Consider the following 12,629-nt stretch of genomic DNA (forward strand, 5'->3'; position numbering starts at 1 on the left):
GTCATAAGCTGTAAGCGACGGGCATCGGGCTTCGGGAAAAGGATGGCGAACTTTCAGCGTAGCCGAATACTGCTTTTCGTAGCTCGTAGCTCGTAGCTCGTAGCTCGTAGCTCGTAGCTCGTAGCTTACAAATGAATCAGGAGCGAACTATGCACGCCAAGCAGCAATTGCTGATCGACGGCGCCTGGGTCGAGGGTGACGCAGCGCGTTTCGATAAGACTGACCCCGTTTCGGGCGAGACCCTGTGGACGGCGGCTGCCGCCAGTGCCGCTCAAGTCGAGCTTGCGGTGGCCGCCGCACGGCGGGCGTTCCCCGTCTGGGCGCGTCACAGCTTCGAGGAACGTCAGGCCGTAGTCGAGCGTTTCCGCGAGCGTCTGGAAGCCAATCGTGAGGCGCTGGCGACGAGCATTGCGCATGAAACCGGCAAGCCACTTTGGGAAGCGCGTACCGAGATCGGCGCGATGATCGGCAAGGTCGCCATCTCGATTACCGCTTATCACGAGCGCACCGGCGAACGTTCGCGGGATGTCGGTGGCAGTCGCGCGGTGCTGCGCCATCGCCCGCACGGCGTGCTGGCGGTGTACGGCCCGTACAACTTCCCCGGGCATCTGCCCAACGGGCATATCGTCCCGGCACTGCTGGCCGGCAACGCGGTGGTCTTCAAGCCCAGCGAGCAGACGCCAATGACCGCCGATCTGACGTTGCAATGCTGGCTCGAGGCGGGCCTGCCCGCCGGCGTGATCAATCTGGTGCAGGGCGCGGCCGAAGTTGGCCAGGCGCTGGCCGGTAGCGCCGACATTGACGGTCTGCTGTTTACCGGCAGCGCCAAGATCGGCGGGCTGCTGCATCGCCAGTTCGGCGGTCAGGTCGACAAGATCCTGGCGCTGGAACTGGGCGGCAACAATCCGCTGGTGGTCAAGGATGTGCCGGATGAAGAAGCGGCGGTATTGTCGATCCTGCAGTCGGCGTTCGCCTCCGGCGGGCAGCGTTGCACCTGTGCGCGCCGCCTGATCGTGCCTCACGGCGCAGCGGGGGATGCGCTGCTCGAAGCGTTGGTGCGTGCCATTGGCGCGCTGCGTGTGGCGGGGCCATTCAGCGAGCCCGCGCCGTTCTATGCCGGGTTGGCCAGTGTCGAGGGAGCGGATGGCTTGCTGGCCGCCCAGGACGATTTCGTTGCACGCGGCGGCCGGATATTGAGCCGTATGCGCCGCCTTGAAGAGGGCACCAGCCTGCTGTCCCCGGGGCTGATCGACGTTACCGGCTGCGAGGTGCCCGACGAAGAGCATTTCGGACCGCTGCTCAAGGTGCATCGTTATCATGATTGGGATGAGGCCATCGCCCTGGCTAACGATACCCGTTATGGCCTATCGGCAGGCCTGATCGGTGGTGAGCAAGCCGACTGGGACGACTTCCTGCTGCGCATCCGCGCTGGCATCGTCAACTGGAACCGCCAGACCACCGGCGCCTCCAGCGACGCGCCCTTCGGTGGTATCGGCGACAGCGGTAACCATCGCCCCAGCGCCTATTACGCCGCCGATTACTGCGCCTATCCGGTGGCCTCGATGGAAACCGAGACGCTCAGCCTTCCCGATACTCTGCCGCCGGGGGTGGTGCTATGAGCGAAGCGGTACGCGAGGTCAACTTCGACGGCCTGGTGGGGCCGACCCACAACTATGCTGGGCTGGCGCATGGCAATGTGGCCTCGATGCGCCACGGTGGGCTGACCGCCAATCCGCGTGAGGCGGCGTTGCAAGGGCTCGACAAGATGAAGTCGTTGATGGAGGTCGGCTACGCGCAGGGCGTGTTGCCGCCTCAGCAACGTCCAGATTTGGGCGCGCTGCGAGATCTCGGCTTCACCGGTGACGATGCCAGCGTGTTGGCGCGGGCGGCCGAGGAGGCACCGCAGCTCTTGCGTGCGGTGTGTTCGGCCTCATCGATGTGGACAGCAAACGCGGCGACCGTGACGCCGAGTGCGGATGCCTCGGATGGTCGCGTGCATTTCACCGCCGCGAACCTGCAATCGAGCTTTCATCGCTATCTCGAGCCGCGCACTACCGCGCGCGTGCTGGCGGCGATGTTCCATGATCCAGCGCGCTTCGCGCACCATCCGGTGTTACCGGCGACGCCCGCCTTCTCCGACGAGGGGGCGGCCAATCACACCCGGCTGTGCGCTACGCATGGTGAGCCTGGCGTGCATCTGTTCGTCTACGGGCGCCAGGCGTTCGGCGGTCAACACGGCCCCACGCGCTACCCCGCGCGCCAGACGCTGGAGGCCAGTCAGGCGATCGCCCGCCAGCATGGCTTGAGCGACGCACAGACGGTGTTCGCCCAGCAAAACCCCGACGCCATCGACGCCGGTGTCTTTCATAACGACGTCATCGCCGTCGGCAACGGCCCGGTGCTGCTCTATCACGACATGGCGTTTCGGGATGAAGACGCCACGCTGGACGCGCTGCGCGCCCGGATGGCGACGCCACTGATCCCGGTGCGCGTGCCGAGCGAGGCGGTCAGCCTCGAGGATGCGGTATCGACGTATCTGTTCAACTCGCAGTTGCTCTCCAACCCCGACGGCAGCATGACGCTGGTCGTGCCTGGCGAGTGTCAGGAGAACGAGACCGTGTGGCGCACGATTCAGGACCTGCTGCTGGCAGGGTACAACCCGATCAGCGAAGTGCTGGTCAAAGACGTCAAGCAGAGCATGCGTAACGGCGGTGGCCCGGCGTGTCTGCGCCTGCGGGTCGCGCTCTCGTCAGCCGAACGTCAGGCGCTGGGTGGCCGCGTGCTGCTCGACGAGGCGCTGCATGGCGACCTGACGGCCTGGGTCGAGCGGCATTACCGTGATCGCCTGGCACCTGAGGATCTCGCCGATCCGCAACTCGCCCAGGACTCGCTGACCGCCCTGGACGAGCTGACGCAGCTACTGGGCATCGGCGCGGTATATCCGTTTCAGTTGGTATGAGGCTAGGCGGGCGACGCCAACACGGGCCGAGCCTCGCTGCCAGCGATCAGGAGCATGCGCGTGATCGAAAGTATCGTTATCGTCAGGCTGCAGGCCGACTCGCCCCATGCCAGAACTGTGGCGGGCTGGACCCATGACGCCTGGGGGCATCTGCACCCCGATATCTCGGCGGCGGAATATCGTCGGGCGTTCTATGCGCAGTGCGGCGAAGGCGGCGTGCCTTCGGTATTCGTGGCAATGCACGGGGCGTCGCCGGTGGGCACGGCGAGCCTGGTCGCCGACGACATGAGCATTCGCCGCGAGCTGACGCCTTGGCTTGCCTCGGTATTCGTGCTGCCCGAATGGCGCGGCCATGGTATCGCTTCGCGCCTGGTGCAGCGGGTCGAGGCGGAAGCGCTGGCCCACGGCATCCGCCAATTCCATCTTTACACGCCTGATCAACAGGCGCTGTATCGCCGGCTGGGATGGGAGGATAGCGAGGTGCTGACCTATCGTGGCGAGTCTGTGACCGTCATGAATCGGCGGTTGGATGCCTCTACGATCTGAGTCAGCTACTGTTAGCAGCGCCGCCGACCATGCCGCAAGGTCTCGACCCGGTAGCTCAAGACTCTGACCTTTTTTCGAGCATGTCCTTGAGGCAGTCCTCAAGAGGGTACAAGTGCTGGTCCATAACCTTGATGATCGTTAGCGGATCGATATTACCCAGATAATTATGCACCAGAATATTGCGGAAGCCGCTAATTTCTCGCCAAGGTATCTGCGGATATTCCTGCTTTAAATCATCGGGCAGCATTTGGGTGGCTTCGGATAATGTCTGCAGGTTTCGCAGTGCTGCATCGTACAGGATTTCGTCGTGCGCCAGGTTGCCGCGTGATTGGATACGCCTTAGCTTGGCAATGTTATCGAGGATATGCTGGGCATAGGACTGCCAAGGCTTGTTCATAGCTCTACCGCCTCGTTCAGTATCTGCTGGCGGAAATGACGGTTCAGTTCATGCTCGGGCACAAGATCGACCCGGCGCCCGATCAGGGCCGCCAAGCGTTCCGCCAAAGGCAGACGCTGGGTGAATAGATCGTATCCCGGCGGAAAGTCGACGAGAAAGTCGACATCACTTTCCGGCTTTTCCTGCTTGCGGGCGACCGACCCGAACACCCGGATTCGGCGAGCCCCGTACTGACGGGCCATGTTATCGATGGCTGCCTTCTGATGATGTAGGTCCTCAAGTAACATGGCGCCTCCCAAGGGCTAACTACCGTGTCCCGTATAATCGGTGCCTTTCTTCTTGCAGAGCAAGTATAGGCTGCTATAGACGCAAATTAGTCACAAGCGTAGCGAGTCAACCCTCGCGCACCGTGACCAGTTTGGGCCGACCGATCATTACCCCGGCGACGGTCTGCACACTGAGCAGTCCCATCAGCAGCCACAACGACAGCCGCCAGTCGCCAGTGACGCCGTGCAGGGCGCCGAATACCAGCGGGCCGCCGGCGGCCATGAGGTAACCCAGGCTCTGAGCCATGCCGGAGAGCATGGCGGCGTGGTTGGCCCGCCGGGTGCGCATCACGATCATGGTCAACGCGAAGCTGAAGCAGCCGCCCTGGCCGGCGCCGAGCAGGATCGCCCATAGCGTCGGCGACGCCGTGGGAGCTAGCCATAAGCCTACCAATCCCAGCGCGATCAACGTGCAAAGCCCCAGTACCAGCAGGCTGTGGTGATGCAGCCGCGCGGCGAGGCGCGCGATCACGTAGCTGGCGGGAATGGTGGTCAAATTGATGATCGATAGCATGCCACCCGCGGCGGCGCTGGGGACGCCCGCGGCCGATGCCACGGCGGGCACCCAGGTCTGCAGGGTGTAGAAGCCCAGTGACTGCATGCCCATGAAAAGCGTCAGGGTCCAGGCGGTGCGGCTCTTGAAAAGCCGCGTGATGCGTGTCGATTGACCGTCGTCGCTTGCCTTGGGCCGCCGCCAGGCCATCCACATCCAGAGTGCCGTCGTCGCTACGCCAATGCCCGCCCACATCAGGATGGGCACCGACCAGGAGCCGCTGAGATTCATCAACGGCACGGCGGTTCCCGCACCGAGGGTGGCGCCGATCCCCATCACCACCGTGTAAAGCCCCATGGTTTGACCGATGCGCTCGGGGCGGTCGCGCTTTACCAGGCTGGGCATGAAGACGTTGCCGAAGGCGATGCCCAGGCCGGCGAAGAATGTCCCGATGAGCATGACTGGCAGGCTTTCGATGCCACGCAGCAGGCCGCCGAGCGCGATGGCCCCGAGCGCCAGGGCGAGCGCGCGATCCAGTCCCAGGCGTGCGGCAACGCTAGGCGCCAGCGGCGAGAGTACGCCGAAGCACAGGATCATGCCGGTGGTGAACAGGCTGGCGACGCCGGCACCGATGGCCAGTGTCTGCATGATCGATTCCAGTACCGGCCCCACCACCACGATGGGCGCGCGCAAATTGATCGCCGCCAGCGCGAAGGCGACGAGCCATAGCGCAGCGGGCAGGGGAGCGGTTGGGGAAGCGGAACGCGCGGACATGGACAAAAGCCTTCCTCTCGAACGGGCGCGCTATCTTAGCATCTCGTTGAAAAGCTTGCTGTGCATCGAAAGGTGCAACGTCAGAGGGTGAGGCAGGTCACGCGCGGGCCGCCGCCGTGATGCGGCGGCCCGGAGGCTGGTTCAGGCGTTGGCTTCGTTCAGCTGATGGAAAAATGTTCGCGCAGATGTGCGCGATAGGCGTCGATATGGCCTTCGATGTCGGGCGCCTTGATGACATCGTTGGCGATGTAGGTCGGCATGGCGTCCAGGCCAATGAATGCCTGCGATTTATGGAACGGGAAGTAGACGCCGTCGACGCCCTGGCCCTCGAAGAAGTTGCCGGGCTCGTCGAAGGCTTCGACGGGGGCGTTCCAGGTCAGCGAGAGCATGTAGCGCCGTCCCTGCAGCAAGCCGCCGCTGCCGTACTGAAGGCTGGGGTCCTTGCGTGAGCGTCCGTCGCTGGCATAGAGCGATCCGTGGCCGGCGGTGAAGACTTCGTCGATATAGCGCTTGACCGTCCACGGTGTGCCCATCCACCAGCCGGGCATCTGGTAGACGATGACGTCGGCCCACAGGAATTTCTCGACTTCGGCATCGGTATCGTAGCCGTCGTCGACGCGGGTCTCGCGGATCTCGTGGCCCATTTCGGCGAGTTCGCCGCGTGCCACGTCGTGCAGGGTGTCGTTATAACGGCCGCCGGAATGCGCGAAGGCCTTGGCGCCGTTGATCAGCAGAATCTTCATGATGTCGTTACCACTTTCGTAGGCATGTGAATGCAAAAGGTGGGGCAGTCTGCCGAGTCGCGGCCTTGCGATAAAGGCGCCTAATTGCAAAACATTCTTGCGATAAACGCAAAAGATGTCGCGCACATGTGACGGCGTGGTGGAATCAGAGCGTCAGGCGGCCAGCGAAGAAATCCAGGAAGGCATTGATGCGGCCATGGAGCGCCGTATTGCGATAGTAGACCGCTTGAATGGGCTCGTGGCGCTCGTGGGTGGCGTCGTCGAGCACTACCGTCAGGCGTCCAGCTTGGCGGGCGCCGCGTGTCAGGAAATCCGCCAGGCAGGCGATGCCCACGTCAGCCTCGGCCATTTGCAGCAACGCTTCACCGCTGCTCGAGGCGAGGGTGGGCTGGATGGTGCGGCCGTCGCCGATGGGCCAGCGGTTGAGTTGGGTCAGACGCGTGAAGCCCAGCAGCACGTGATGCGCCAGTTCCTCGACATGGCGCGGCGTGCCGTAGCGCGCCAGGTAGGCGGGGCTGGCCACCAGGCGACGCCGGCTATGACCGAGCGGTCGTGCATGCAGGGTGGAATCCTCCAGGCGCCCAATACGAATGGCGACATCGGTGCGTTGCTCGATCAGGTCGATGTTGGTCTCGTGGGTGGTCAGTTCCAGGCGCACCTTGGGATAGGCGGCGTGAAATTCGGCGAGGTGGGGCACGATCTGGTGCAGCAGAAACGGGGTAGCGGCGTCCACGCGCAGGCGTCCGGCCGGCTCGCGCCGGCGTACCGTGAGCGCTTCCTCGGCGGTTTCCAAGGTGCCCAGCGCTTGGCGAGCCTGGGCGATGAACGCCTCGCCTTCCTCGGTGATGTCCAGGCGTCGCGTGGTGCGGTGCACGAGGGTCGTCTCGAGCCGCTTCTCCAGGCGCGAGACGGCCCGCGAGAGCCGCGCGGTGCTGGTGCCCAGGCGTTCGGCGGCAGCGGTGAAGCCACCGGCGTCGACCACGGCGAGCAGTGCTTCGAGATCGTCCCAGCGGCTTTTCATGATGCCTCGCGAGGTGCGGAGGTAATGGCGGGGACGATCATCCGTCGGTGCGGCGCGTTATAGCTTGGGCGCGTCGAAATCGGCCGGCTCATCGGTATACACGCAGACGTTGGCGTCTTCGACATCGCCGTCCTCGGCTTCGACGTATTCGGCGAAGAAGGCCTGCACTTCGCGGCGCTGGCAATGGGCTTCGAAGGAGGCGCGGTCGGCCCAGATCTCGTGGAAAACGATGGGGTAGCTGGTGCCATCGGCGAACGGGTTGTCGATCTTACGGGTCACGGTGTACTGGATGCAGGCGTCTTCGCGATGGGCGTTGGGTTCGAGTGCCTGCAGAGCCTGGAAGACGCTTTCTTCCTTGCCGGGCTTGGGCTTGAACTGGGCAGTGCAATAGACCTTGCTGGACATGGGTGACCTCTTGAATGCATGCGAATGAACGCGAAGACGATACCATCTCGGTACCTGGTATCGGTAGCATCGGCTCATGTCTCGGGACGCCGGGCCGCTTGGCTTGCCGTCTAATCCAAAGGTGTATTGAGCGCGGCGACGGAATCGCTTATCAAGGAGACTCAAGCCACCATCATGCGAGGTCGTCCCATGCGCGTCATGAAACCCGATACCCTGCGCCACGCGCTCATCGTCGCCTTGATGGGTTCCGCCACCTTGTTGGTCTCGGCGTTGAGCTACCAACTGCTGATCTGATGACGATGGCGCTCCGGCCGCCGAGCGGTTAGGGTCTTGGCATCGTTCCGGGAGCTTTCGTCATGTCGCTGTCTTCTCGCATGCCGCCTTCTCGCATGCCCCATTGCCGCTGGGCGGTGGCGGCGTTATTGATCTTGGCGCTGGTGTCGTGGCTTGGCGTCACGCATGACGTAGCGCTGTCCACGCTGGATGACGCTCTCACCACGGCGTTCAAGAGCTTTGCCTTGGCCAAGGCGCTCAATGCGGCCATTTCGGTGATGCAGAGCGTCACTGCCGATGCCATGGTTTTCCAGGTACAGTTCGGCCAGGCGCTGGACCCCGCCAATGACCTCGTCGAGCGTTTTTCGTGGATCATGTTCGCCTCCACGGCCTCGCTGGCCATGCAGAAAGTCTTGATCCAGATGGCCAGTCACGCGGTCATCAAGGCGCTTTTCTCGTTGAGCTGCCTGTTGCTGGCGGTGTCGCTCGTTTGGGGGCGTGGTGTTTGGCGCGAATGGGCCCGTCGGGCGTTCTTGCTGATGGCATTTCTACGTTTCGCGGTGCTCATCGCGGCGCTGGCCAGCACCTGGATGGGCGATGCGCTGATTGGCGATCAGCGTGAGGGGCTTTACACGGCACTGGATCAAGATCGCGCGGTGTTCCAGGACGTCGCCGAGACGCAGGCCGGCATTCGTGAAGAAGACGACGGCGTGTGGCAACAGCTCAAGGATAAATGGGAAAGTGCCGTGGGCCATCCGGTGCGCGACCTGCTGACACGTCTGGATAGCATGACCGAGAACGTGGTGGCCTTGTCGGCGGTGTTCATCGTCCAGACGATTCTTTTCCCCCTCGGTTTTCTCTATTTGAGCTGGCGCCTGCTCGGCACGCTGACCGCCCCGTTGGCGGGGCGTTTTCCCGTTGCTCGCGGCGCCTGATCGCACGTACAGCGTCATCAGTCTTAAAAGGATGATCCCGGCTGGCGTAAGAAGTCGCGTTCTTCCGGCGTCGATTCTCGGCCCAGAATCGCATTACGGTGCGGATAACGGCCGAATCGCTCGATAATCGCCCAATGGCGCTGCTCGAAATCCAGGTTGCGCTCCAGCCCCGGCTGATCGAAAAGCCGCAGGGCTTCCTGGTGGATCACGGGCGATTCGCTGTGCATATACGGCATATACACGAACGCGCGCTGTTCCGGCGGCAGTTCCTTGTCGCCCCCTTGCGCGACCAGATGCTGGGCGAGGCTCAGTGCTAGCGGGTCCTGAGCGAAGGCCAGGGCCTGATCGCGGTAGATATTGCGCGAGAACTGATCCAGCAGCAGTATTTCCGCCAGGGCGCCGCGGCTACTTTGCCGCCAGGCGTAAAGCTCGCAGCGACATGCCGCGTCGTACAATGCCCTGAAGCGCTCGGCGAGCGCCTGGTCGAAAGCCGTGCTCTTGCTGAACCACTGCTTGGGACCTGCCTCCACGAACCAAAAATCCAGCACTTGCCGTGCCTGTTCAACATCTTGCGCCATGGAGCACCTCCGTTGATTGATGCGATTAACGTGTTGAATGGTGCCTGATGTGCGTGCGCTCGAGCTCAAGTAGCCAGGCCTTGCGCTCGAGCCCGCCAGCATAGCCGGTGAGCGTACCATCACGCCCAATCACGCGATGACAAGGCACCACGATGGGCAGCGGGTTGCGGCCGTTGGCGGCGCCCACCGCGCGCACCGCCTTTAGGTTGTCGATGTCTCGGGCGATCTCCGCGTAGCTGCGCGTCTCCCCGAACGGAATGCGTGCTAGTGCCTGCCATACGCACTGCTGAAAGGGCGTGCCTTGCGGGTCGAGCGGCACGTCGAAATCGCGTAATTCTCCCTTGAGATAGGCGCTTAACTGCTCGCGGCAGGTCTCGGTGAGCGGCGAGGGCGCTGCCGGTGTCTCGGCACTGTCGACGAAGGCGATCTCGCGAATCCCGTGCTCGCTGGCGAGGATGCGTAGCGTGCCCAGCGGTGAGATCGGTTCGGGCGTGACGTAATCGATGGCGTAGGCGGGGGATGCCATATCAGCGACTCCAGAGTTGTAGGGTGAGATAACTGCGCCACGGCGCGGCAAGATCCGGCTCGATCGTGTCCAACGACGCCAGGGACCGCTTGACGCCGAGGTCGCCGCCCAGCCAGATATCAGGATGGCTGGTGCCGCGCAAGGCGGCGTAATCGGCACTCCAGGGGCCGATGCCTTTCAATGTGGTCCAGCAGCGAGGGTCGTCGTCGAGCCGCTGCTCGCATGCGGCCCGTGCCAGGCCACGCAGACAGTCGCGGCGCGCCTGGGGCATGCGCAGAAATGTCAGATCGCTGGCGGCGACCTGCGCAGCCGTGGGGAAGTAGCGCCCGCCCTCGGCGGTCGGCTCGCCGAGCGTCTCGACCAGATTGGTCGTATGCCCGCGCGCCGCCGAGATCGAGACTTGCTGGCCGAGAACCGCGCGAATGCCGGCCTCAAAAGGACTCCACAGCCCGGGTAAGCGCAGGCCCTCGACGAGGGGGAACGTCTCCGGGAGCGTCTTTTGCAGCTGGGCCTCGATCAGGGCCGTGTCGGCGTCCAGGTCGAGCACACGGCGGATGTTGCGTACCACCGGCGAGAGTGCCCCGAGGTCATCGAGATTCAGCGTGACACGAAAACAATGCTGGTCGGGCATGTGCTCGGCCGTGAAATGGCCACGCGCCGTTTCCCACTGAATGTAGCGCCCGTAGCGCTGCGCGTCTCCCCATTCCAATTTGTCGATACGCCGCGCGGCGAGGAAGTCGCGCAGCCATCCCCAAGCGTAAGGCGGGCGATAGGCCAGCGTCAGTGTGAGGTCCTCGCTGGGTGGCCGAGGCGTACGTCGCAACTCGCGCGGTGCGTGTCCCACTTGGCGACGGAACGCATCGTTGAAACGCCTCAGGCTGGTGAAGCCGCTGGCGTAGGCGATATCGGCCACCGGCAGCGCGCTCTGGTGCAGCAACTGCTTGGCGAACAGGCACTGGCGATGCAGGGCGTAGGCCTTGGGTGAGACGCCCAGGTGCTGCTTGAAAAGCATGCGCAGGTAGCGCTCGCCGATGCCGAGGCGGTCGCAGAGCGAGCCCAGGGAAGCTTGACTCAGGGCGCCTTCATCGATCAGCCGCAAGGCGCGGCGTAGCGTGGTGTGATTGCCATGCCAGGCGGGGGATTCCGGGGCGCTGTCCGGGCGACAGCGCAGGCAAGGGCGAAATCCCGCCTGGGCGGCGCTTACAGCGCTGGAGAAATAGCGCACATTGTCATCACGCGGCGGCCGGGCGGGACAGATCGGCCGGCAGTAGATACCGGTCGTGGTCACGCCAACGAAGAAGCGCCCATCGAAGCGGGCATCCCGCGACAGACGGGCCACGCGGCAGCGGTCGGGGTCGAGCATGATGGGGATTCCTCGAAGCGGCAACGCTACCAGTGTAACGCGCTGGTGGTGTCAGACTCGCCGGATTCGGCAGTGATATACGCGGCGATGCGCTCGTGGTAGCTGCAGCGAGAAGTACTGCGGAAAGTCCTTAGCCTGCTATAATGCGTCCCTTTTGTGGAGTACTTCCTTGGCCCCTTCTCCGACCCCTGCGCGTTCTCGACCGTCGTCTCCCCGCATGCACCGTGCCGGGCTGTGGCTGGCGCTATTCGTGGCGTGCTGCGTGGCGAGTGGCGTGCTCAATCATTGGCACATGCCGGCGGGTGGCTTCATCGGCCCGATGCTGGTGGGCATCGCGTTCGGCATCGGCGGCAGCGGTCTGCGCCTGCCGAGACGCTGCTTCAAGCTCGGCCAAGGCACGGTCGGCGTCTTGATCGCGCATACCATGACGATGAGCGTGCTGATGACGATCCTCGATGGCTGGCTGGTGATGCTGCTGGCCACGGCCATTACGCTGCTGCTCAGTCTGCTGGTGGGGATCGTTCTAGTGCGTTACGGCGGGCTTCCGGGCAGCACGGCGGCCTGGGGCACCACGCCGGGCGCGGCGGCGGCGATGGTGGCGATGGCTGAAGAGCGCGAGGATACCGACCCGCGTATCGTGGCGGCGATGCAATACGTGCGTGTGGTGTGCGTGGTGCTCGTGGGGGCCCTGGTGAGCCATTGGCTGGGGGTGAGCGATACGCCATCGCGTGGCGGGGGCGGCTTTCCCGACGATTTGGCCGGAGCGGCCGATCTGGCGCTCACCTTGGCGGTCATCGTCGGCGGGGTCTGGCTGTGCGATCGCCGCTTGCCCGCGGGGGCCTTGCTGGGGCCGATGCTCATCGGCACAGTACTGCATCTCGCCGGCTGGGCGACGCTGTCGATGCCGGCACCCTTGCTGATGCTGGCTTACGGCTTCATCGGTGTCTATGTGGGGCTGCGCTTCGACCGCGACGCGCTGGCGACCGTGGCTCGCTCGCTGGGCAAGATGGTCATGGCGTCGATAGTGCTTATCGGGCTATGTGCGCTTTCCGCGCTGTTGATGGTAGGGCTCATGGACACGAGCTTCATCACCGCCTACCTGGCGACCAGCCCTGGCGGGCTCGACTCGATGACCATCATCGCCATCGACACGCATGCCGATTTGGGTCTCGTGGTGGCGCTACAGACATTGCGGCTCTTCACGGTGGTGCTACTAGGGCCGGCCATGGCGCGCTTCATCGCGCGTTTCGCCCCGTCCGTGAAAGGTACGTCCTGAGCGTTTGCCATAAC

General features: G+C 63.9%; 14 protein-coding genes. 5 read left to right on the forward strand and 9 right to left on the reverse strand.

Features of this window, described 5'->3' with window-relative positions:
- Positions 1-149 precede the first annotated feature (149 nt).
- From astD to LUN51_RS01270, 3 genes are read left to right on the forward strand one after another with little or no spacing between them, the layout of a single operon-like run.
- Positions 150-1,619: a succinylglutamate-semialdehyde dehydrogenase gene (gene astD, locus LUN51_RS01260; RefSeq protein ID WP_277809792.1), complete on the forward strand. Its 1,470-nt coding sequence runs from the start codon at positions 150-152 to the stop codon at positions 1,617-1,619.
- A complete protein-coding gene (astB, locus tag LUN51_RS01265; protein ID WP_277809793.1) occupies positions 1,616-2,959 on the forward strand; it encodes an N-succinylarginine dihydrolase in 1,344 nt (447 codons plus the stop codon). The genes astD and astB overlap by 4 nt, the downstream gene beginning before the upstream one ends.
- Before the next feature lie 60 nt (positions 2,960-3,019).
- Entirely contained in the window at positions 3,020-3,505 is a 486-nt protein-coding gene (locus tag LUN51_RS01270) for a GNAT family N-acetyltransferase (protein ID WP_277809794.1), read from the forward strand.
- Positions 3,506-3,560: 55 nt separating this feature from the next.
- Here the strand turns inward: LUN51_RS01270 and LUN51_RS01275 are convergent, their stop codons facing one another.
- The 6 genes from LUN51_RS01275 to LUN51_RS01300 all read right to left on the reverse strand — a co-directional run bounded on the left by LUN51_RS01275 (position 3,561) and on the right by LUN51_RS01300 (position 7,664).
- On the reverse strand, positions 3,561-3,902 hold the full coding sequence (locus LUN51_RS01275; RefSeq protein ID WP_277809795.1) for a HepT-like ribonuclease domain-containing protein: 342 nt from the start codon (positions 3,900-3,902) through the stop codon (positions 3,561-3,563).
- Positions 3,899-4,189, reverse strand: coding sequence for a nucleotidyltransferase family protein (locus LUN51_RS01280; protein WP_277809796.1), 291 nt, complete (start codon positions 4,187-4,189; stop codon positions 3,899-3,901). The genes LUN51_RS01275 and LUN51_RS01280 overlap by 4 nt, the downstream gene beginning before the upstream one ends.
- 106 nt (positions 4,190-4,295) lie before the next feature.
- Positions 4,296-5,495: a CynX/NimT family MFS transporter gene (locus LUN51_RS01285; RefSeq protein ID WP_277809797.1), complete on the reverse strand. Its 1,200-nt coding sequence runs from the start codon at positions 5,493-5,495 to the stop codon at positions 4,296-4,298.
- A 158-nt stretch (positions 5,496-5,653) separates the two neighbouring features.
- Positions 5,654-6,238, reverse strand: a complete 585-nt coding sequence (locus tag LUN51_RS01290; RefSeq protein WP_075368258.1) for an NAD(P)H-dependent oxidoreductase — start codon at positions 6,236-6,238, stop codon at positions 5,654-5,656.
- A 145-nt stretch (positions 6,239-6,383) separates the two neighbouring features.
- Complete coding sequence (locus tag LUN51_RS01295; protein ID WP_277809798.1) at positions 6,384-7,259, reverse strand: LysR family transcriptional regulator; 876 nt, start codon at positions 7,257-7,259, stop codon at positions 6,384-6,386.
- Between the two features lie 57 nt (positions 7,260-7,316).
- Entirely contained in the window at positions 7,317-7,664 is a 348-nt protein-coding gene (locus LUN51_RS01300) for a putative quinol monooxygenase (RefSeq protein WP_075368256.1), read from the reverse strand.
- A 356-nt stretch (positions 7,665-8,020) separates the two neighbouring features.
- Here LUN51_RS01300 and LUN51_RS01305 point away from each other — a divergent pair, with 356 nt between their 5' ends.
- Positions 8,021-8,872: a hypothetical protein gene (locus tag LUN51_RS01305; protein WP_277809799.1), complete on the forward strand. Its 852-nt coding sequence runs from the start codon at positions 8,021-8,023 to the stop codon at positions 8,870-8,872.
- Positions 8,873-8,895: 23 nt separating this feature from the next.
- Here LUN51_RS01305 and LUN51_RS01310 read toward each other — a convergent pair whose 3' ends face one another.
- Genes LUN51_RS01310 through LUN51_RS01320 form a run of 3 tightly spaced genes read right to left on the reverse strand, consistent with a single transcriptional unit; the run spans position 8,896 to position 11,339 of the window.
- Complete coding sequence (locus LUN51_RS01310; RefSeq protein ID WP_277809800.1) at positions 8,896-9,450, reverse strand: DUF924 family protein; 555 nt, start codon at positions 9,448-9,450, stop codon at positions 8,896-8,898.
- Between the two features lie 25 nt (positions 9,451-9,475).
- The gene (locus LUN51_RS01315; protein WP_277809801.1) at positions 9,476-9,976 is read right to left on the reverse strand and encodes a methylated-DNA--[protein]-cysteine S-methyltransferase; all 501 of its coding nucleotides are present in this window, start codon (positions 9,974-9,976) and stop codon (positions 9,476-9,478) included.
- A 1-nt stretch (position 9,977) separates the two neighbouring features.
- Positions 9,978-11,339, reverse strand: a complete 1,362-nt coding sequence (locus tag LUN51_RS01320) for a DNA-3-methyladenine glycosylase 2 family protein (protein ID WP_277809802.1) — start codon at positions 11,337-11,339, stop codon at positions 9,978-9,980.
- Between the two features lie 169 nt (positions 11,340-11,508).
- On the opposite strand from LUN51_RS01320, the gene LUN51_RS01325 reads away from it, so the two are divergent.
- The gene (locus LUN51_RS01325; RefSeq protein ID WP_277809803.1) at positions 11,509-12,615 is read left to right on the forward strand and encodes an AbrB family transcriptional regulator; all 1,107 of its coding nucleotides are present in this window, start codon (positions 11,509-11,511) and stop codon (positions 12,613-12,615) included.
- Positions 12,616-12,629 lie beyond the last annotated feature (14 nt).

Source organism: Chromohalobacter canadensis, from assembly GCF_029544075.1.
GTDB lineage: Bacteria > Pseudomonadota > Gammaproteobacteria > Pseudomonadales > Halomonadaceae > Chromohalobacter > Chromohalobacter canadensis_A.